Raw genomic sequence first — 20,595 nt, 5'->3', positions numbered from 1 at the left:
GTCCTCGTGCGGATGGCGGACCCGCCCGACACCATCATCGGGGTTGCGGTAACCTAGGGGACATTCACCGAAAGCGAAGCAAGGCGCCCCGACCCATGTCCGAACGAGCCTACTCCGCCTTCAACTACCTCGTTGCCGAGAAGGCTCCGCTCTACCGAGCGATCATGGCCGCCTTCGTCGAGGCCAAGGAGCACTTCACCGTCCATCTCCGCCCGGAGGACGTTCAGCAACGCGCCGGACTGGACGCCCTGGAGGAGGTCCAGAGTGCCCTGGGCCAGCTGGTCCAGTGGGGCAACCTGGAGGCCGATCCCGATACCTCACGGGTGACCAGTGTCGAGGAGTTCTACCGGGCCCGCTATCTCTACCAGCTCACCCGCGCCGGCGAGGCCGCCGAGGCCGCGCTGCGGCTCTTCGACCGCGAACTGGGCCGGCGCGGCGCGCTGCAGACGGTGGCCCTGGACGATGTGCGCCTGCGGCTGCGCTCGCTGGAGGAGCTGGCCGACCAGGATGTGCCCGACGCCAACGAGGCCCATCTGTTGCTGCGCGATCTCACTGCGGTCTTCAGCGATCTGGCGGAGAACGCCCGGGCCTTCATGAACGGGCTGTCGCGCACGCTGGAGCTGCGCGGCGACGATCAGCAGGGCCTGGTCGCCTACAAGGAGCGGCTCATCGACTACATCGAGCGCTTCATCGGTGACCTGGTCACCGCCTCGGCGGAGATCGCCGGCGCTATCCGCCGGCTCGACGACAACGCCGGCGGCGAGCGGCCCATCGCGGCGCTGCTGCGCCTGGCCGCCGAGCGCGACAGTGAGGACATTGCCCCGGAGCTGGCGGGCGGTGGCGACCCCGAGATCGCCCGGCGCAGCGAGCGCGATCGTGCCCTGGCGCACTGGGAAGGCCACTGGGAAGGGCTGAAGGCGTGGTTCCTGGACCAGCCCGAGCGCCGCGCCCAGGCCAGCCTGCTGCGGGCGCAGGCTCGGCGCTCCATCTCGCAGATGCTGGAGGCCATCCAGCGGCTCAACGAGCGCCGACTGGGCCGCAGCGACCGCTCCGCCGATTTCCGCACCCTGGCCCGCTGGTTCCTGGAGTGCCCCGACGACGATCACGCCCACCGCCTGTGGCGGGCGGCCTTCGGGCTGACGCCAGCCCGCCATCTGGGCGTCGATGCCGATACCCTGGCCCACTGGCAGGAACGCCGGGTTGCGGCCAGCGTGTCGTGGTCCGAGGCGCCGCCGCTGCGCATCAGCGCCCGTCTGCGTGCTACCGGGCAGTACCAGAAACGGGGCGCCCCGCCCCGCATGCGCCGCCGTGACCAGGAGAAGGCCTGGCTGGCGCGCCAGCTCTCCGCCGAGTCCGCCGAGGCACGGGCGGCCCGCGCCAGGCTCGCCACCGGAGAGATGCTGCGTCTGTCGGAGATGGGCCATCTGGACCACGATGCCTTCGGCCTCTTTCTGCAGCTCCTGGGAGATGCGCTGGCGGCCGCCGATGCCCCTGACCAACCCATTGCCGCAGTCAGCGGCGACGGCACCCTGGGCATCGAGATGGAGCCCCTGGGCGCGGAGACGCACGCGGTACTGCACACGCCGGGCGGCACCCTCAGTGGCCCCGACTACCGCATCCGCATCACCGAGCTGGAGTCCGCGCCCTGATGGCCGACGACGCCACACTCACCGATGTTCTGGAGCGCAACCGCGCCGACGAGCGCCAGCGCGCCCTGCGGGCACTGCTGCTGAATCCGCTGATGGACGCCCGGCATCCGGCCTTCGTGCTGGTCCGCCGCCATCAGACCGAGCTCCGCGACTGGCTCGCCGCCAACACCGGCTGGCAGCTCCAGGTGGAGTCGGAGTTTGCCCGGCTCCACAAGCGCCCGGCGGATTTCGGCGACCCCACCCGGCCGGCCACTACCGGCAGCGGCGCCCAGCGCGCGCCCTTCCATCGGCGGCGCTATGCGTTGCTCTGCCTGGCGCTGGCCAACCTGGAGCGGGGAGACAACCAGGTGACCCTCGGGCGGCTGGGCGAGGCGCTGATCCAGGAGGCCGCCGACCCGGCGCTGGAGACGGCCGGGCTGGACTTCGGCCTGGAAGGTCGCGACGAGCGCCGCGACCTGGTGGCGACGGTGCGGCTGCTGCTGGAGCTGGGGGTGCTGTCCCGGGTGGCCGGCAACGAGGACGATTTCGTCCGCCGGGGGCGGGACGGCGACGTCCTCTACGACATCCATCGCCGCGTCCTGGCCGCCCTGCTCGTGACCCTGCGGGGGCCGTCCCTGGTGGTGCTCGACGGTGACCCCGGTGACTTCGAGGCGCGCCTGCGCGCCATCGTCGAGCCCTTCGTCCCGGACAACCACGAGGCGCGCAACCGCGCCCTGCGTCAGGATCTGACGGCACGGCTGCTGGACGATCCGGTGGTCTACTGGGACGATCTCGACGATGCGGCGCGCCAGTACCTGGCCGGCCAGCGTGGCGCCATCACCCGGCGGATCCAGGAGGCCACCGGCCTGGTGGCGGAGGTCCGCGCCGAGGGGATCGCCATGGTCGATCCGCAGCAGTCGCTCACCGACCGGCAGATCCCCAGCGAGGGTACCGAGGGGCACGCCACCCTGCTGATCGCCGCCTATCTGGCCGGCCTGGGGGAGGTCCCGGTGACCCTGGAACACCTGGCCGAGCGTATCGCCGACTGGCGCGCGTCGTATCGTGGCTACTGGCGGCGCAACGCCCTGGAGCCCGGTGCCGAGCGCCCCCTGGCCCGGCAGGCGGTGGAGCAGCTGCGCGGTCTGCGCCTGATCCGGATCGACGACCAGGGGCGGGTATCGGCCAGGCCGGCCCTGGCGCGCTTCGCGGTGGACGAGCCGCGTACGCCGGAGGGCGCCCAGGCCGAACTGGTGCCCGGGGAGGCCGACGCATGAGCGCGACGCCCGCGATCGCACCCGCCGGCGACCTGCCGGAGCCCACCGGGGAGCGCTGGCAGCCTCTGCGCCTGGGCCTGGTCGACCTGTTCCACTACGACCACGAGGAGTTCCGTTTCCATGACGGTCGCCTGCTGCTGCGTGGCAATAACGGCACCGGCAAGTCCAAGGTCATGGCCCTGACGCTGCCCTTCCTGCTGGATGGCCAGATGAATCCGGCGCGCGTGGAGCCCGACGGCGATCCGAGCAAGCGCATGGAGTGGAACCTGCTGCTCGGCCAGGCCGGCGAGCGCCAGGGGTACACCTGGCTCGAGTTCGGCCGGATGGGCGAGGCGGGGCCGGAGTACCGGACCATCGGCTGCGGCCTCAAGGCGGTGGCGCAGCGCGGGGTACGCTCCTGGTTCTTCATCACGCCGCAACGCCCCGGAGAGTCGCTCTTCCTGGTGGAGGACGGCCGCACCCTGGGGCGTGACCGGCTCGCCCAGGCACTGGACGATGCCGGCGCCCTCTACGATCAGGCCCAGGCCTACCGCCGGGCCGTGGACGAGCAGTTCTTCCAGCTCGGGGCCGAGCGCTACGAGGCCCTCCTCGACCTGCTGCTGCAGCTCCGTCAGCCGCAACTGTCCAAGACACCCGATGAGTCCCGGCTCTCCCGGGCACTCACCGAGGCGCTGCCGCCCCTGGATCAGGGGGTGATCAACGACGTGGCCGACGCCTACCGCAGCCTCGACGCCATGGTCGAAGAGGCGAAAGCGCTGGAGCAGGCGCGGGACGCCGTCTTCGAGTTTCTGCAGCACTACCGCCGCTACGCCGCCGTGGCCGCCCGCCGTCGGGGCGCCAAGATCCGGACCGCGCACAGCGATTACGAGGACGTCCGGGCGCAGCTGGGCCATGCCCGCGAGGAGCTGGAGCAGACCCGGGAACGCGAGGTCGAAGCCGGCGAGCGCGAGCGCGCCCTGCGCACCGAAGTGGATGCGGCCGAGCAGCGCCTGCGCACCCTGCGGGACAGCCCCGCCATGCGCTCGGCGGAGTCCTTGCACAACGCCGAGCAGGCCGCCGAGCAGCAGCGGCGCTACGCCGATCAACAGGCCGAACGCCACCGGGAGAGCGAGAGCCGGCTCCGGGAAACTGAACAGCGGCGCGACGAGCAGCGTGAGCTGGCCGAGCAGGCCCGCACCGAGCTGGAGGAGATGCTGACGCGTCTGGAGGGCTTTGCCGAGGGTGCCGGGGTTATCTCTGCCCATCGTGAGCAGATCCAGCGCCTCGGGCTCACCGCCGAGGGCGCGCCGGGCGGGGAGGCCCCGGCGGAGCCCCCGGAACGGGTGCGCGAGCGGCTGCTGGAGATCCACCGCCGACGCCAGGAGGCCGTGGCCCTGCTCGAGGAACACCACCGCGCCGTGGCGGAGGCGGAGCGCCGGCTGGCCCGTGCCCAGGGGGACTGGCAGCACCACAGCGACGAGCAGGATCGCGTCGAGCAGGCCCACCAGGCCGCCCGCCAGGCCACCGAGGAGGCCGGCGAGACATTGCAGGGGGCGTGGCGGTCGTACCTCGCCGAGCTCACCGAACTGCGTCCGGACGACGCCGAGCAGATGCTGGCGGAGCTGGCCGACTGGGCGGCCCGGGTGAATGACCGCAACCCGGCGGAGAACACCCTGGAGGCCCGCCGGCAGGCCCTGACCGCCGAACTGGCCGGCGCCCGCAGCGAGCGCGAACACCAGCGCCAGCAGGTGGACCGATCCATCGAGGCGCTGGAGACCGAGCGGGCCCGCCTGACCACCGGCGAGGAGCTGGCCCCGCCGGCACCGCACACCCGATCCGACGAACAGCGGGCGGAGCGCCCCGGGGCGCCGCTCTGGCAGCTCGTCGACTTCCGGGACGAGGTGCCCGAGGCGGAGCGGGCCGGGCTGGAGGCGGCACTGGAGGCCGCCGGGCTGCTGGACGCCTGGATCCTGCCGGAGGGCACGGCCATGGACGCCGGGGTCCGGGACACCCTGCTGACCACCGAGGCCCCCGAGCCGGCCGTGGCAGTGGATCGCTGGCTGGCCCCGGACGTCCGGCGGCCCGACGGCGACCCGCCGGTGAGTCCCGAGCGGGTGGCGGCGCTGCTGGCCCGCATCGGCGCGGGAGAGCCGGCAGAGGCCGCCGCGCCGGGGCCTGCCTGGGTCGCCGTCGACGGGCGCTGGCAGCTCGGGCCCGCCCGGGGGGACTGGGACAAGGAGCGCGCGCGCTACATTGGCCACACCGCTCGCGAGGCCGCTCGACGGGCACGCCTGGAGGAGATCGACGCCGAACTCACCGAACTGGGCGCCACCCGGGAGGAGATCGACGCAGCACTGGCCGGGATCACGGAACGCAGCGACCGGCTTGACCAGGAGTGGGCTCGCCGCCCCGCCGATACCGCGCTGCGCGACGCCCACGCGTCCGAGGCCGCGGCGTTGCGTGCCGTGGAGGCCCAGACCGAACGAACCGAACAGGCCCGCCAGACCCTCGAGGCTCGCCGTCGGGAGGCGGAGCAGGTGCGCCAGGAACGCGACGAACGGGCCGCTGAACTGCACCTGCCCACCACCGAGGGCCAGCTCCAGGCCGTGCGCCAGGCCCTGTCGGAGTACGCTGACGCCTGCCGCGGGCTGCGCGACGCCCTGCGCGTCCACGGGCGTGAGGCCGAACGGCTGCGCCGGGCAGAGGAAGAGGCGCAGCGCGCCGACGAGGCGCTGCGCGTGGCGACCCGGGAGCGCGATGAGGCCGAGCGCCAGGCGCGGGACGCCGAGACCCACCGTGACACCCTCCGCGAGAGCATCGGTGCCGAGGTGGCGGCGCTGGAACGACAGCTCCACGAGGTGGAGGCCACCCTGCAGGAGCTGGCCGAGCGACGCGAGCGCCTGCAGCAGGAGCGCACGGAGCTCAGCAAGCGGGTCGGTGCGCTGGAGAGCGATATCGCCAACACCGAACAGCGGCTCGAGGAGCTGGACCAGCGTCGCGAGCACGCCGTCCAGCGGCTGCGCCGGTTCGCCGAGGCCGGCCTGATGCCGGTGGCCACCGACGGCGAACTCACCGTGGACGACGACGCCTCGTGGGCCCCGGAGCCAACGGTCCAGCGTGCCCGGCGACTCGAACAGGCCCTGGCCGATGTCGACGCCGGCGACGCCGCCTGGCAGCGCCACCAGAAGGGGCTCCACGAGCACTTCACCGCCCTGCAGACCGCCCTGGGGCGACAGCCCGGCCACGACGCGCAGATCGAACAGCAGGACGATCTGCTGCTGGTGCGCGTCACCTTCCAGTCCCGCCACCACGGGCCCGACGAACTGGCCGCGGAGCTCGACCGGGAGCTGGAACGCCGTCGCGAGCTGCTCACCGCCCGGGAACGGGAACTGGTGGAGAACTACCTGATCGACGAGGTCGCCAGTCACCTCCAGCACCGGCTGGCGGCCACCGAGCGGCAGGTGCGGCAGATGAACGAAGAGCTCGCCGAACGGCCCACCAGCACCGGCATGCGTCTGCGCATCGCCTGGCAGCCGCTGGCCGAGGGAGAGACCGCCGGCGGACTGGACACCCCGGCGGGTCTGGAGGCCACCCGTGAACGACTGCTGCGCCAGAGCATGGACGCCTGGACGCCGTCGGATCGCCAGGCGGTGGGGGACTTCATCCAGTTGTGCATCCAGGAGGCGCGCCGGGAGTACGAAGGGGCGTCGCTGCCGGAGATCCTGGAGCGGGGGCTCGACTACCGCTACTGGCACCGCTTCACCGTGGAGCGCTGGCAGAGCGGCCGCTGGCGTCCGGCCTACGGGCCCGCATCCGGGGGTGAGCGGGCCCTGGTCATCACCCTGCCGTTGTTCGCCGCCGCCGCCAGCCACTACGGCAGTGCCCATCCGGCGGCGCCGCGGCTGATCATGCTCGACGAGGTCTTCGCCGGCGTGGACGACGACGCCCGCGCCAAGAGCATGGGCCTGCTGGCGCAGTTCGACCTCGACGCCCTGATGACCTCCGAACGCGAATGGGGCTGCTACCCGGAGGTGCCGGGGCTCGCCATCGCGCAGCTGGTACGGCGCGACGATGTGGACGCGGTGTTCGTCTCCCGCTGGCGCTGGGACGGCGCCCGCCGCATCCGCGAGGCCGAGCCCGGCACCCCGCTGGAGCGCCCCGAACGCGCACCGGCGCCCGATTCCGAGGAGGGACCGGAAGAGGGGGCGCTGTTCTGAGCGCCGCGGATTTCAGTGGCGGACGGTTTACGGCCTACAATTCAGGGAAAGGCAGCCGTGCACAGAGGGTGGACGCCATGGAAGCAGCGCATTACCGGGAGCACTATACGGTGGACGACTACCGCCTCTGGGAAGGCGACTGGGAGCTGATCGACGGCGTGCCACTGGCCATGGTGCCGTCGCCGGGGATCACGCACCAACGGCTGGCCGGGAAGATCTTCACCCAGCTTTCCGGGGCGCTGGACGACTGCCCGCGCTGCGAGGCGCTGTTCGAGATCGACGTGGAGTTCTCCCGCGACACCGTGGTCCGCCCCGACGTATTGGTCCTCTGCCAGCCACCGGAGGGCGAACGGCTGACCCGTGCCCCGGAGTGGATCTTCGAGATCCTCTCCCCGCACACCGCGCGGCGGGACGAAGAGGCCAAGTTCCGGCTCTACTGCGACGAGGGCGTCAGCCACTACGTCCTGGTCTACCCCGACGCCCGCAAGGCCAAGGTCTACCGTCTGGTGGACGGCGCCTACCGCAAGGTCGGCGACTTCCGCGACGAGCGCCACCGTTTCGAGCTTCCCGACTGCGCCGTCGACTTCGACTTCGAGCGGCTGTGGGACGGCAACCACGCGCCGGCGGGTTGACGGACCGCGACCCCGTTCGCGGTGTCGACCATGACCGCCTGGGCCGCCTGCTGGGCGGCCCAGGGCTGGAGCGGCTCCGCCGACGCCTGCGCGAGCGTCTCCTGCGCGGCGGTGGCGACACCCTGACCCTGACACGGGCGAGCGCGGTGGAACGCGAGGCCGTCGAGCGTCTGCTCGGTCGCCCGCCGCGTGCCGGGAGCAGTCTGCGGCTGTCCCTGGCAGAGCTGGAGCGGATCCTGCAGCGGGCCGAGGTGGCGCCGGGTCTGCGCGAGGCCCTGGAGTCTCTGGACGGGCCGATCCGCGACCCCGCGCAGGAGCGCGAGGAGGCGCGGCGGCAGTGGGAGGAGGTGGTCGCGGCGGTGCACCCACGCGCTGCGGCGGCGGGCCTGGCGGAGTGGCTGGAGGCCGTGGCCCGGCGCGGCCTGGTCAAGCGCCTCGCCGGCGGCGATCCGGAATCCGGCCGCGATCTGCTGGAGCGCAGCCTGGTGGTGCTGGAGGCCCTCCCGTGGCCCGGGGCCAGTCGCAGCACCCTGGCCGCCCGTTGCCTCGGTGACGCCCACGCGCTGGACGCCGGGCAGCCGGTGGCCGCCCTGGTCCGTCACGCCCTGCACCGCTACTGGCGGGGCGGTGTCGGCGACGACGACCCCGACGAGCGGACGCTGTGGGCCCACGCCGGTATCCTGATCGGTGGGGACATCACCAGCACGGTGCTGGTCCACCGCCTGCCGGCCACCGGCGACACCGCCACCGCCCGTGCCCTGGAGGCCCACAGCGCCGCGGCCGAGCCCCTCTACCTGACCCTTCGCCAGTTGCTCCGCGAGCCGCCGCAGTGGGATGTCGACGGCCGGATCGTCCACGTCTGCGAGAACCCCGCCGTGGTCTCCGAGGCCGCCGAACGCCTGGGCACCGACTGTGCGCCGCTTGTCGCCACCTGGGGGCGCCCCCGCGCCGCGGTCTGGGTGCTGCTGGAGCAGCTCCGCGACGCCGGGGCGAAGCTGCTGTTTCGCGCCGATTTCGACTGGACGGGCATCGCCATCGCCAACGCGGTCATCCAGCGCCTCGGCGCCCGGCCGTGGCGGATGGACACGGCAACCCTGGAGTCCCACGCCGCCGTCTCCAACCGCCCGCTGACGGGCCGGCCCGTGGCCGCCTGCTGGGACGACACCCTGCAGGACGCGCTGCAACGCCGGGGCTGCGCCCTGCACGAGGAACAGCTGCTGGAGGCGTTGCTGGAAGACCTGCGTCGCTGAACCGGCGCACGTTCAAACCGTTGATAGCTCGCCCCAATGAGGCATATGTTCAAGCATATGCCTGCTATCGGAGGATCCTCGATGGAAACCGAACGTCGCGTCCGGCTGTTTCGCAACGGGCGCAACCAGGCGCTTCGCATCCCCCGGGGGCTGGAACTGGAAGGGGATGAAGCGATCCTGCGAAAGGAAGGTGACCAGCTCGTGCTCACGCCCTTGAAACGCAAGGGACTGCTGGCCGTTCTCGCGGAGCTCGAACCGCTGGACGAACCTTTTCCGGACGTGGACAAGGGCCTGCCTCCGGCGGACAACGTGTCCCTGTAGAGCACCGTCATGGCACGCTATCTGCTCGACACCAACGTGCTCTCGGCGCTCGTGCGGGATCCACACGGCACGGTGATGCAAAGGATTGCCCGGGAGGGGGAACAGTCTGTCTGCACCAGCATCATCGTGGCCGCCAAGCTTCGTTTCGGTGCTCGCAAGGCCGGGTCGTCGCGACTCCAGCACCAGGTGGAAGCGGTGCTTTCCGCAATCGAAATCCTGCGTTCGACCCGCCGGCGGACCATGAATATGCCGATCTGCGCCGGCACCTGGAGCGGACCGGAGCCGTCATCGGTCCGAATGACATGCCCATCGCAGCCCACGCCCGGGCAGCGCAGCTCATCCTGGTCACCGGCAACGAACGCGAATTCCGACGCGTCCCGGACCTGCAGGTGGAAAACTGGCTGAGATCCGAATAACGTTCCGCCGCAGCCCCCGTACCGTGGACTTCACCGAATCGGGTAGACTGCGCGGCTTCACGCATACCCGCGACGATGCCGCATGACTCTGGCCCTGTTCGATCTCGACAATACCCTGCTCGCCGGCGACAGCGATCACGCCTGGAACGAGACCCTGATCGCCCGCGGGGCGGTGGACCGCGAGTCCTTTGCCGCGGGGAACGATCGGTTCTACGAGCAGTACCTGGCCGGCACGCTGGACATCTTCGAGTTCTGCCGCTTCGCCTTCGCCTCGCTCGCGGAGCAGCCCCGCGAGCGGCTGGAGGCCTGGCGCGAGGCCTTCATGCAGGAGGTCATCGAGCCAATGATCGCACCGGCCGCCCACGCGCTGCTGCAGCGCCACCGCGAGGCCGGCGACGAGCTGGTGATCATCACCGCGACCAACCAGTTCGTGACCGGCCCGATCGCCGAGCGCCTGGGCGTGCCCCATCTGCTGGCGACCATCGCCGAAGAACGCGACGGCGGATTTACCGGGGAGGTCGCCGGCACGCCCTGCTTTCAGCACGGCAAGGTGGATCGGCTGCACGCCTTCCTCGCGCAACACCACGACGATCCCGACGCGGTCATGGCGCGGGCGACCTTTTACAGCGATTCGCGCAATGACATCCCGCTACTGGAACGGGTGGGCCGGCCGGTAGCCGTGGACCCGGACCCGACCCTGGACGCCCATGCCCGGGCGCAGGACTGGAGCCGCCTCACCCTGCGGGCCGGACCGGAACCGATCGCGCTGGACTGAGGGCTCCCCCTCAGTTGGGATTGAAGACGGTGTCCAGCGCGACCAGGCGCTGCCCCCCCGGGGTCAGGGCCTGGCCGGCCTCGTTCACCGCGGCACGCCAGCCGGCCACCAGTTCGGGCAGGGCCTCGACCACCTGGCGGCGCCGCAGCCGCCCGGTGCCGGACATCGGCCACATCGGCCGGTAGTCGCAGTTGTCGGCCGCGTCGCAGACCATCACGCCCCATTCACAACGGGTTACGTCGTGCTCGTGCTCGCGCACCACGATGCGGTAGGCGCCTTCGGCGTTCATGTCCGCCATGCCCACTCCGGGCCCGACGTGTTCCACCTGCAGTTCGGCGGCGATCGCGTTCAGCTCCGCCTCCAGCGCCTGCAGGGCGGCATCCGTCTCGGCGGTCAGCCCCGCCTCTCCGCGCGCCACCGCCAGCAGCGGCTGCGCCTTTTTCACGTCGAACTCCGTGCTCATGCTGCGTACACTCCCGAATGAATGGACAGCCCCGGGCCCGCGGGGCGCGCGAACCATAGCACGGGAGACCGCGAGATGACCCATCCCCCCATCGCCCTGACCATTGCCGGCTCCGACCCCGGGGGCGGCGCCGGTCTGCAGGCGGACCTGACGACCTTCACCCGGCTGGGGGTGCACGGGGCGACGGCGGTCACCGCCATCACCGTGCAGGACACCCGCAACGTGATCGACTCCAGCGTGCTGCCGGCCGCCCGGCTGCGCGCGCAGATCGAGGCCACGCTGGCGGACCTGGACGTGGGCGCGATCAAGATCGGCATGCTCGGCTCGGTGGAGAACGTGGAAACCGTAACCGAGCTGCTGGGGGCACACCCGCACATCCCGACGGTCCTCGACCCGGTGATGGTCGCCGGGGGCGGGGGCGAACTGGCGACCGAGGCGGTGATCGACGCGACCCGCGAAACCCTGCTCCCGCGCGCCACCCTGATCACCCCCAACGGTCCGGAGGCGCGGGCCCTGGCCGGGCACGACACCCCGGAGCGCCAGGGTCCGGCCCTGCGCGAACGCGGCGCGCGCAACGTGCTGATCACCGGTGGCCACGAGGGCGGCGAGGACGAGCCGATCCGCAACCGGCTGTTCCGCGAGGACGGCCACCAGCGGATGTTCGAACTGCCGCGTCACCCGGCCGGTTTCCACGGTTCGGGCTGCACCCTGGCCGCGGCCATCGCTGCCTTCCTCGCCCGCGGGCGCGACCTGGAACCGGCGGTGATCGAGGCGCAGAACTTCATGAACCACGCCGTGCAGACCGGCTACGCCCCCGGGCAGGGCCAGCACGTGCCCAACCGCCTGTGCCCGGCCAGCCATGACTGAACCCGTGACCGAGCCCGTCATCGAGCGCGCGCCTCTGCGCGGGCTGTATTTCGTGACGCCGGCCCCGCCGCCGGGGGCGGATCCGCTGCAGACCCACACGAGCATGGCCGCAGCCGCCCTGGCCGGCGGGGCCTGCTGCGTACAGCTGCGCGACAAGCACCTGGAAGGGGAAGCACAGGAGACCGTGGCGCAGGCGCTCGCCCGGCTCTGCCACAACCACGGGGCGTATTTCATCGTCAACGACGACGTGGAGCTGGCCGCGCGCATCGGCGCCGACGGGGTGCACCTGGGGCGCGACGACCCCGACCCGGCCGGGGCCCGCGCCCGTCTGGGGGATGCAGCGGTGATCGGCGTGTCCTGCTACAACGAGCTGGCCCGCGCGCGGGCGGCGCAGGCGGCCGGGGCCGATTACGTCGCCTTCGGCTCGATGTTTCCGTCACCGACCAAGCCGGAAGCGGTGCGGGCCACGCCGGAACTGATCCGCCAGGCCCGACGCGAACTCGCCGTGGCGATCTGCGCGATCGGCGGCATCACCGCGGACAACGCCGCGCAGGTGGTGGCCGCCGGCGCCGACATGGTCGCGGCAATCCAGGGCATCAGCGCCGTCCCCGACCCCGAGGCCGCCGCCCACCGCATCGCCGCACTGTTCCGCACGACCTAGCACCTCTTTGCACCGCCGCCGCCCCCTCGCTAAGGTTGCGGGGTTGCACGGTCGGGGCCGCGGCCCCGACCCCAGGTCCCAACTCCCATTCCAGACAGGACACCGCCATGCAGGAAACGCTTCGCCTCTTTGAAGCCGCCAAAAACCGGATCCCCGGCGGCGTGAACTCCCCCGTGCGCGCCTTCAAGGGCGTCGGCGGGACCCCCATCTTCATGGACCGCGCCAACGGCGCCTACATGTGGGATGCCGACGGCAAGCGCTACATCGACTACATCGGCTCCTGGGGTCCGATGGTCGCCGGGCACGCCCACCCCGAGGTGATCGAGGCGGTGCGCGAGGCCTGCAACAACGGCCTGTCCTTCGGCTGCCCGACGCGGCTGGAAAGCGAGATGGCCGAGAAGATGTGCGAGCTGGTCCCGTCCATGGACATGGTGCGCATGACCAACTCGGGCTCCGAGGCCACCATGAGCGCGATCCGCCTGGCGCGCGGCTACACCGGCCGCGACCGCATCGTGAAGTTCGAGGGCAACTACCACGGCCACGGCGACTCCCTGCTGGTGAAGGCCGGCTCCGGCGCGCTGACCCTGGGCCAGCCCAGCTCGCCCGGCGTGCCGGCCGAACTGGCGGCGCTGACCAGCACGCTCAGCTACAACGACCCCGAGGGCGTGCGCGATTTCTTCCGCGAGAAGGGCGAAGAGGTCGCCTGCATCATCGTCGAGCCGATCGCCGGGAACATGAACTGCATCCCGCCGGTGTCCGGCTTCCTCGAGACCCTGCGCGAAGTCTGCGACGAATACGGCACGGTGCTCATCTTCGACGAGGTGATGACCGGCTTCCGCGTGTCCGCGAACTGCGCCCAGGGCTATCTGGGCGTCACACCCGACCTGACCACGCTCGGCAAGATCATCGGCGGCGGCATGCCGGTGGGCGCCTTCGGCGGCCGCCGCGAGATCATGGAGCAGCTGTCCCCGCTGGGGCCCATCTACCAGGCCGGCACCCTGTCCGGGAACCCGATCGCGATGACCGCCGGCATCCGCACCCTGGACATCCTCAGCCGTCCCGGCTTCCACGAGGACCTGGAGGAACGCACGCGCAAGGTCGTCGCGGGCTTCGAGGAGGCCGCACGCGAGGCCGGCGTGGCCCTGACCACCAACCAGGTCCCGGGCATGTTCGGGCTGTTCTTCAGCGAGGAGAAGGTCACCGATTTCGCCGGCACCACCGCCAGCGACACCGCGGCCTTCGGGCGCTTCTTCCACGCCATGCTGGAAGAAGGGGTCTACCTCGCACCCTCGGCCTTCGAGGCCGGCTTCATGTCCAGCGCCCACTCGGACGCGGACATCGAGGCCACCATCGAGGCCGCGCGCAAGTGCTTCAAGGCGCTGGACGCCTGACCCCCCCTCGACCGGATCGGCACCGATGCGCGGACCTGTCGCCCTGAGCGCGGCCGGGCTGGCCCTTCTGGCGCTGGCCTGGGTCGCGCTGAGCGGGGCCTTTCAGGGCCTGGCCAAAGACTTCGAGGGTCCGGGCAGCACCGAGGTGGAGATCCCGCGCCCCGGTGACTATCGCCTGTGGCTGTACACCCGGACCTACCTCGACGGGACCTTCCGCGAGTTCCCCGAGCAACTTCCGGACGGAACCCGGGTCGTCGCCCGGACGCCGGACGGGGACGAAGCCATCCGGCTGCAGTCATCGCGGGCCACCCTGACGTACACCTCCGGACAGACCGAACGGGTCTCCCTGGGACAATTCCACTTCCCGGAACCGGGGACGTACACGATCCTCGCCGAAGGGATGGAAGACGCGCGGGCCTTCACCCTCCGCGAGGCGCGCTTCCTCGAACATGCCCGACGCGCCGCCCTGTTCGGGATCCCCGGCGTGGTGATGTTCCTCGCCGGTGTCGTCCGGGGCATCGTGGTTGCCACCTCCGGACGCCGCGACGAGGAACCCGGGTCGTGACGCCCGCTGACGGCGCGCGGGCATGCCCCTGATCGAACCACTCGCGGCCACGCCCGCCGGGCTGGCCGTGCTGTTCGTTCTCCTCGGCCTGATCACCGGCATCCCCGCCGGGATGTTCGGGATCGGTGGCGGACTGGTACTGGTGCCAGTGTTCGTCGCGGTCTTCACCGTTTTGGGCTTTCCCGAGACGGGGCTGGTGCAGCTGGCCGTGGGATCGTCACTGGGCGCCATCATCCCCACCGCGGTGCTGTCGGCGCGGGCCCACCACCGCCGTGGCGGGGTGGACGGCGAGGCCGTGCGCCGGCTGCTGCCGGGGATAATCGGCGGGGCCCTGCTGGGTGCCGGCCTGGCCACCCAGCTCGACAGCGACCACCTCGGGCGGATCTTCGGCGCCTTCGAGATCGCGATCGGCATCTGGATGCTGCTCAACCTCCAGCCTCCACGCGCCCCGGTCCCGCGCCGCGGCGTGTGGCTGGGCGGGGGCGGCATCATCGGCGCGGTGTCCGCGCTGATCGGGATCGGTGGCGGCACCCTGACCACGCCCTTCCTGGTCAGCCAGGGACTGGAACTGCGCCGCGCCATCGGTTCGGCCGCGGCCCTCGGGGTGCCCATCTCCATCGGCGCGACCCTGGTGTTTGCCCTGCCGCAATGGACCACCGGCGACCCGGCCAGCCCGGAATGGAGCCTGGGGTATCTCTACCTGCCGGCCATCGCCGGGGTGGTCGCGGGTACCGCCATCAGCGTGCGCGCCGGGGTCTGGCTGGCACACCATCTCCCGGTCGCGGTGCTGCGCCGCGGCTTCGCCGGGGTCCTGATCCTCGCCGGCCTGCTGATGCTCCTGCGCTGACTCCGCCCCGAGGTGCAGGATACCCCCCTTGTGGGAGCGCAGCCCTCTGCGCGATGCGGCGCGGCCGCGCCGCCTCCCGCCCTGTGGATCCCCCGGACCGCGGGAAGCCTCCCCTCCGGCGGACGGGTGCTCAGCCGTTCGGCGAGGTGATGCCCGTGAGGATCGCGGTCATTCCCAGTACGGCGGCGACCAGCATGCCTTCAACCGCGATGCTGCGCCGCAGGCGCCGGGATGCCGTGCTGTCACCCCGCGAGAATGCCGGCACCAGGCGCCACTTGTTCAGCGCGGCCAGCAGCAGGAGCAGCGCCACCAGCAGCACCTTGGCGAGCAGGAACTGTCCCCAGGCGGTAGTGAACAGGGGTGTCACGCCGCCCGCCAGCAGCACCGCCAGGACCGCGCCCGCAAGCACCAGAAGGCCCACCGCAAACAATGCGATACGCCCGAAACGGTCGAGGATGCGGGCGGCCGCCGGATCCGCGGCGGGTTGTCCCGCCAGGCGATAAAGCGGCCACAGGGATCCGATCCAGAACGCGGCCGCCAGCAGGTGCAGGATCAGCAGGCCGCCAAGCAGCACGCGCGGTTCGCCGGCCGTATGCCCGACCTGCACGAAGGCAAGCATCACCAGCAGGACGCCACCCAGGCTCAGGCCGTTCCCCACCCCCGGAAGCCGCCGGGCATCCAGCAGGATCGCCTGCACCAGCAGCAGGCCGGCCCCCGCCAGCACCAGCCGGGTTCCCTGCGCCCCTTCGAACACCATGCCCAGCAGCGCCGGATCGAACGCGGCGGACACATTCCCGCCCCCGAGATACCCCGCCTGCAGCGGCCACTGGACCAGGGCCAGCACGATCGCCACCCATGCCGCAACCGCGCCCGTGCGGCTGGCCGCCCGCCGCTCCGGATCAGGCAGACCCGGAAACGCCAGGCGAAACAGCACCGCCCCGGCCGCCAGGAGGGCGCCGGCATGGAATCCGGCCGTCACCAGCATCAGGGCGACGGTCCAGGCATCCACACCGGCCAGTGCAGACAGCCAGGCCACCGCTCAGTCTTCCACGGTAAAGCGGAAGGTGTCGGACATCATGTGTCCGTCACGGGCCAGACCGCGCCAGCGGACTTCATAGCTGCCGGGCTCCATCGAGCCGGCCGGCCGCACGCGGTATTCCTCGGTCGGCTCATTGCCCGGCTGGTTCTCAAGGGAGACCCGACCCTGCGGGCCGGTCACGTCGAACTGGGTGATGCGCATCGCGCCATCGAAGTGAATCCCGATTTCTTCCGGGGTGTCCTGCACCGTGGAGCCATCCTCCGGGATCTGCCCCATCTCGCCCTCGTGGGCCATCAGGGGAGTGGCGAAAGCCAGCAGCAGGGCCGCCAGGGCTGCGCGCAGTGTCATGCGGATACGAATCGTCATTCTTTGATCCTTGGTTTTCAGTTCAGTGGTGTGGTATGGAAATCCACCGGCCACGGGCCACCGGGGTTCACCCGTTGGCGGCCCCGGCACCCGTGCCGACGGATATACTCAGTGGTCGTGGCCGCCGTGGCCGTCATGTCCTCCATGGCCACCGTGAGGGCCGTGGCCATCGCGGCTCGGGGTCGGCAGCTCGTCCGCGTTCTCGCCCGCAAGCTTGCCGCGGCGCACGGGATTGCCGAAGTCGGGATCGCTGCTCACCCTGTGAGCGACCTCCCCGTCCGGGTGCCAGTACCAGCCCGGGTCGCGGAAATCCCCGGGTTCGAGGTCGTCGCGGACCTTGATCAGGGTGAACATGCCGCCCATGCCGATGTTGCCGAACGGCCCGTGGCCCATGCCCATCGCCAGAGTGTTTTCCGGGCCCGGCATGTGGCCGCCGTCGGTGTGGTCCTGGTGATCCGCCATGCCGTGCTCGCCCATGGCCATGTAGCCCGGCAGGATGCTGCGGATCTCTTCTTCTATGCCGGACTGATCCACCCCCAGGGGATTGGCGATGCCATGCCCCATCGGGTTCATGGTGTGGTGGGTCATGTGGCAGTGGAACGCCCAGTCGCCCGGCGGTGCGATAAACTCGATATCGCGGGTCTGGCCGACCGCGACGATCTCGGTGGTCTCCTTGCGCCACTGCTCGCGCGGCCAGCGCCCGCCGTCGGAACCGGTGACCTCGAACGACACCCCGTGCACATGCATCGGGTGGTTCCACATCGACAGGTTGCCCATGCGGATGCGCACGCGCTCGCCGGTCTTCGCCACCAGCGAGTCGATGGCCGGGAACACCTTCGAGTTCATCGACCACAGGTCGAAATCGACCATGATCGACGGGTCCGGCGTGCGCGTGCCCGGGTGCAGGCCCCAGTTGTGCAGCAGGATCGCGTAGTCGCGGTCCACCGGCTCGATCTCGCCGTCCTTCGGGTGGATGATGAACATCCCCATCATCCCCATCGCCATCTGCACCATCTCGTCGGCATGCGGGTGGTACATGTGCGTGCCGTGCTGGTTCAGCTCGAACTCGTAGACGAAGGTCTCCCCCGGGTGGATCGGCGGCTGGGTCACGCCCTTCACCCCGTCCATGCCCGAGGGCAGATGGATGCCGTGCCAGTGCACCGAGGTGTATTCCGGCAGGCGGTTGGTCACGTAGATACGCACCCGGTCGCCCTCCACCGCCTCGATGGTCGGCCCCGGCGTGGTGCCGTTGTAGCCCCAGCACTTCGCCACCGAACCGGGCGCGAACTCGTGCTCGATCTCCTCGGCGACCAAGTGGAACTCCTTCACGCCGTTGTTCATTTCATACGGCAGGGTCCAGCCGTTCGGCGTATGCACCGGCATGTAGCCTTCGTCGGTGCGTTCGCCGGGCGTGGCGTCGCCCTCGTTGTGGTGCTCGTGACCCGTTTCCGCCATCACCCGGGTCAGGGTAGTTGCCGGCAGCATTGCCGCGCCGGCGGCCAGCAGGAAATTACGCCGTTTCATCAGTGATGCCCTCCGTGACCGTTGTCGCCGTGGTCACCGTGATCGCCATGGTCGTGATCCTCGTGGTCCCCGTGGTCCCCGTGGTCCCCGTGGTCCCCGTGATCCTCGTGATCCTCGTGGTCCCCGTGATCTCCGTGGTCCCCGTGGCCGTGATCCATCGCGGACGGATCATGTTCGAGACCGTCGGTCTCAAGGTACCCCTCGTCACCCGGCATCCCGCCCGGCAGTTCGCCGGCCACGCTAAAGGTCAGATCCACCCGGGCCCGCCAGTAATCACCCAGCGCGGCCACCGCGCGCTGCCAGTCGGCGAGCTCTTCCTGCTTGGTCTCGAGCAGGTCGAAGACATCGTCGAACATGAAGTTCACGCGTTCCTGCATGCGCTCCACCTCGATCTCGCGAGCCGGAACCAGTTCGTAGCGCTTGGTGCTGAACTTGTCACGGTTGTGATTCAGCCGCACGAAATGCTGGTGGACGTCAGCGGTCACGGCCTGCTCCAGTTCGGCCTTCCGGGCCTCGCCGTCCTCCAGCCGCGCCTCGGCACGGGCGATGCCGGCCTGGTTCTGATTGAAGATCGGCAGGGTGAAGGAGATGCCTCCGCCCCACAGGCGGGTGCCATCGGTCTCGCGCTCGAACTCGATACCGGGCTCGATGTCGCCCAGCCAGCGATAGCGCCGCACCAGGGCCACGCCCTCGGTGAGCCCCTCCAGGGCGTGATCCAGGGCCCGCAGATCCAGACGCTGCTCCAGGGCCTGCTCGACCAGGGCCTCGCGATCCTCCACGCCGGCCAGCGGCAGTGGCAGCTTGCCGGGGACCTCCCAGTCATCGACGTGACCGGGCAGCCCCATCAGGTGCGCCAGACGCAGACGGGTCTCGCGCTCGCGCTGCCGTGCATCCTCGAGCTTCAGGCGAGCTTCGGCGGCCCGGATATTCAGCTGAGCCCGCTTCAGGTCAGTCTTGTTGCCGGCGTCATAAAAGCGTTCGCCCAGCAGCGAACCGAGATCCGCGGCACGGGCCTCCAATGCCTGCACCTGCGCCCGCTGACGCGCGGCCACCGCGTCATACCAGGCACGTTCGGTGTCCGAGGCCAGGGCCACCATGCCCTCGGCCAGCTGCAGACGGGTGGACTCCCAGTGGGCCTCGGCGATGTCCTGACGCGCACTGCGCATCAGCAGGCCGGAGATCCCCCAGGCCAGACCGACCCCGGTCTCGTTGCCGCCACCGCCCTCGGGGCGCATCACCGACAGCGACAGGGTGGGATTGGAGAACTGGGCGGCCTCGACCACGTCGGCGGCCGTCAGATCCAGTTCGGCGTAGGCCTGCTGCATGCGCGGGTTGCGCCACAGGGCCTGATGAATGGCCTCCTCGAGCGTCAGCTCGCCGGAGGGTCGGGGCATCTCCGACTCGGGCAGGTCGATCCCCTGCACCGAGACATCCTCCGCCAGATCGGAGCGATCCAGCTCGGGCGCGGTGACCGCGCAGCCGGCGAGGAACAGCACCGACACGACGGGGAGCAGCAATCGGGTTGCTCGCATCGTGAAAATCTCCTTGATCGGACTTCGATTCCGCATCCCGCGCGAACGCGCGACACGGCCTTGCCATCCGCCAGCACCGGGTGGAACCCGGACGTGCGGACAGCTCCGGCACTCGGGCCGGTAAGTCAGATCAGGAGAGGATCGGGGGGCGGTACAACGCGGCCGCGGGCGGACCGCTCTGGAAGGAATACAGGCTCATGGCCTGCTTCACCGGGTCCGGGACATCGGTGCCGGACGAAGTCGGCATACCCTGGCAGTGACCGCAGGCCGAGCAACTGGCCAGACAGCTGGCGTCCACGCAGTCGGCGTGCCCGAGCGGGTCGCCGGCATGGGAAGCATCGGATGTCGCGGGGGCATGGTGATCGTCATGCGACTCATCGGCATGGCCGGTGTGCTGACCATGCCCATGATGGTAGTGCCGGTCGGCACCATGGGCATGGTCCTGCCCGTGACGAGCGTGCGGATCATCGGCGGACGGGGTTCCGTGCATCGCCGCATGACCGACGTGACCATCTTCCATGCCCACTGCCGCAGCCACCGCCGGCAGGCCGGCAATCGCCGCCACCAGCATCCAGCACAGCAGTTGTTGGAAGACCCGTTTCACGTCAGTCGAAACCTCGTCTCGAGAGGCGGTGCCCCCCGGTAACCACGCCAGAAACTACCACAACCCGCAGCGTCCTGTAGACGCAACCTCGCCATTCTGTAATCCAGCGCCGGGGGCACCCGCGGAGATCGCCACGGCGCTGCGCGCCTCGCGATGACGGAACCCGTCCAGCCCCCGTCGTTGCGAGGAGCCGAAGGCGACGCGGCAACCTCCGGACCGGACCTCGGCGCTGCGCGCCCCGCGA

19 protein-coding genes and 1 pseudogene are annotated in these 20,595 nt (G+C 70.8%); 13 read left to right on the top strand and 7 right to left on the bottom strand.

The genetic code is table 11. The annotated features are described in order from the left end of the window. The first annotated feature begins 95 nt into the window (after positions 1–95). The 8 genes and pseudogenes from G020_RS0103685 (at position 96) to G020_RS0103650 (ending at position 10,492) form a co-directional block, all read left to right on the top strand. A complete protein-coding gene (locus G020_RS0103685; RefSeq protein WP_024328697.1) occupies positions 96–1,649 on the top strand; it encodes a TIGR02677 family protein in 1,554 nt (517 codons plus the stop codon). Continuing rightward, positions 1,649–2,902, top strand: a complete 1,254-nt coding sequence (locus G020_RS0103680; protein ID WP_024328696.1) for a TIGR02678 family protein — start codon at positions 1,649–1,651, stop codon at positions 2,900–2,902. The genes G020_RS0103685 and G020_RS0103680 overlap by 1 nt, the downstream gene beginning before the upstream one ends. Then, positions 2,899–7,098 (top strand): TIGR02680 family protein, encoded by a 4,200-nt coding sequence (locus G020_RS0103675; RefSeq protein ID WP_024328695.1) that lies wholly within the window; start codon positions 2,899–2,901, stop codon positions 7,096–7,098. Before G020_RS0103680 ends, G020_RS0103675 begins: the two co-directional genes overlap by 4 nt. Before the next feature lie 77 nt (positions 7,099–7,175). Then, positions 7,176–7,730: a Uma2 family endonuclease gene (locus tag G020_RS0103670; protein WP_018946823.1), complete on the top strand. Its 555-nt coding sequence runs from the start codon at positions 7,176–7,178 to the stop codon at positions 7,728–7,730. Next, a complete protein-coding gene (locus tag G020_RS0103665; protein ID WP_024328694.1) occupies positions 7,727–8,980 on the top strand; it encodes a TIGR02679 family protein in 1,254 nt (417 codons plus the stop codon). Before G020_RS0103670 ends, G020_RS0103665 begins: the two co-directional genes overlap by 4 nt. Positions 8,981–9,061: 81 nt before the next feature. Further along, the gene (locus G020_RS0103660; protein ID WP_024328693.1) at positions 9,062–9,301 is read left to right on the top strand and encodes an antitoxin; all 240 of its coding nucleotides are present in this window, start codon (positions 9,062–9,064) and stop codon (positions 9,299–9,301) included. Positions 9,302–9,310: 9 nt separating this feature from the next. Further along, a pseudogene (locus tag G020_RS14620) lies at positions 9,311–9,717 on the top strand (type II toxin-antitoxin system VapC family toxin). Positions 9,718–9,799: 82 nt separating this feature from the next. Continuing rightward, positions 9,800–10,492 carry an HAD family phosphatase gene (locus tag G020_RS0103650; protein WP_024328692.1) on the top strand — a complete coding sequence of 231 codons (693 nt, stop codon included), beginning with the start codon at positions 9,800–9,802 and terminating at the stop codon, positions 10,490–10,492. Between the two features lie 10 nt (positions 10,493–10,502). On the opposite strand, the gene G020_RS0103645 is transcribed toward G020_RS0103650, so the two are convergent. Then, positions 10,503–10,955 carry a hypothetical protein gene (locus tag G020_RS0103645; RefSeq protein WP_018946818.1) on the bottom strand — a complete coding sequence of 151 codons (453 nt, stop codon included), beginning with the start codon at positions 10,953–10,955 and terminating at the stop codon, positions 10,503–10,505. A 75-nt stretch (positions 10,956–11,030) separates the two neighbouring features. On the opposite strand from G020_RS0103645, the gene thiD reads away from it, so the two are divergent. From thiD to G020_RS0103620, 5 genes are all read left to right on the top strand, one after another. After that, entirely contained in the window at positions 11,031–11,822 is a 792-nt protein-coding gene (thiD, locus tag G020_RS0103640) for a bifunctional hydroxymethylpyrimidine kinase/phosphomethylpyrimidine kinase (RefSeq protein WP_024328691.1), read from the top strand. Next, positions 11,815–12,483: a thiamine phosphate synthase gene (gene thiE, locus G020_RS0103635; RefSeq protein WP_029681194.1), complete on the top strand. Its 669-nt coding sequence runs from the start codon at positions 11,815–11,817 to the stop codon at positions 12,481–12,483. Before thiD ends, thiE begins: the two co-directional genes overlap by 8 nt. 107 nt (positions 12,484–12,590) lie before the next feature. After that, complete coding sequence (hemL, locus tag G020_RS0103630; protein ID WP_024328689.1) at positions 12,591–13,874, top strand: glutamate-1-semialdehyde 2,1-aminomutase; 1,284 nt, start codon at positions 12,591–12,593, stop codon at positions 13,872–13,874. 25 nt (positions 13,875–13,899) lie between these two features. Then, a complete protein-coding gene (locus G020_RS0103625; protein ID WP_024328688.1) occupies positions 13,900–14,439 on the top strand; it encodes a hypothetical protein in 540 nt (179 codons plus the stop codon). A 22-nt stretch (positions 14,440–14,461) separates the two neighbouring features. Then, positions 14,462–15,286 (top strand): sulfite exporter TauE/SafE family protein, encoded by an 825-nt coding sequence (locus G020_RS0103620; protein ID WP_081647382.1) that lies wholly within the window; start codon positions 14,462–14,464, stop codon positions 15,284–15,286. A gap of 130 nt (positions 15,287–15,416) precedes the next feature. On the opposite strand, the gene G020_RS0103615 is transcribed toward G020_RS0103620, so the two are convergent. The 6 genes from G020_RS0103615 to G020_RS15490 all read right to left on the bottom strand — a co-directional run. Continuing rightward, positions 15,417–16,322, bottom strand: a complete 906-nt coding sequence (locus G020_RS0103615; protein ID WP_024328686.1) for a CopD family protein — start codon at positions 16,320–16,322, stop codon at positions 15,417–15,419. Positions 16,323–16,325: 3 nt separating this feature from the next. Beyond that, the gene (locus G020_RS0103610) at positions 16,326–16,691 is read right to left on the bottom strand and encodes a copper resistance CopC family protein (RefSeq protein ID WP_024328685.1); all 366 of its coding nucleotides are present in this window, start codon (positions 16,689–16,691) and stop codon (positions 16,326–16,328) included. A gap of 108 nt (positions 16,692–16,799) precedes the next feature. Beyond that, the gene (locus tag G020_RS0103605) at positions 16,800–18,215 is read right to left on the bottom strand and encodes a multicopper oxidase family protein (RefSeq protein WP_024328684.1); all 1,416 of its coding nucleotides are present in this window, start codon (positions 18,213–18,215) and stop codon (positions 16,800–16,802) included. After that, entirely contained in the window at positions 18,215–19,732 is a 1,518-nt protein-coding gene (locus G020_RS0103600) for a TolC family protein (RefSeq protein WP_024328683.1), read from the bottom strand. The genes G020_RS0103605 and G020_RS0103600 overlap by 1 nt, the downstream gene beginning before the upstream one ends. A gap of 145 nt (positions 19,733–19,877) precedes the next feature. Continuing rightward, entirely contained in the window at positions 19,878–20,318 is a 441-nt protein-coding gene (locus G020_RS0103595) for a hypothetical protein (protein WP_024328682.1), read from the bottom strand. Positions 20,319–20,405: 87 nt separating this feature from the next. Then, a partial coding sequence (locus G020_RS15490) for a hypothetical protein (RefSeq protein WP_231363039.1) occupies positions 20,406–20,595 on the bottom strand: 190 nt, incomplete at its 5' end.

The sequence above is a fragment of the Thioalkalivibrio sp. ALR17-21 genome (assembly GCF_000420185.1).
Taxonomy (GTDB): domain Bacteria; phylum Pseudomonadota; class Gammaproteobacteria; order Ectothiorhodospirales; family Ectothiorhodospiraceae; genus Thioalkalivibrio; species Thioalkalivibrio halophilus.
The sequence above is the reverse complement of the archived record's forward strand: the minus strand, read 5'-3'. Positions and strand labels throughout refer to the sequence as shown.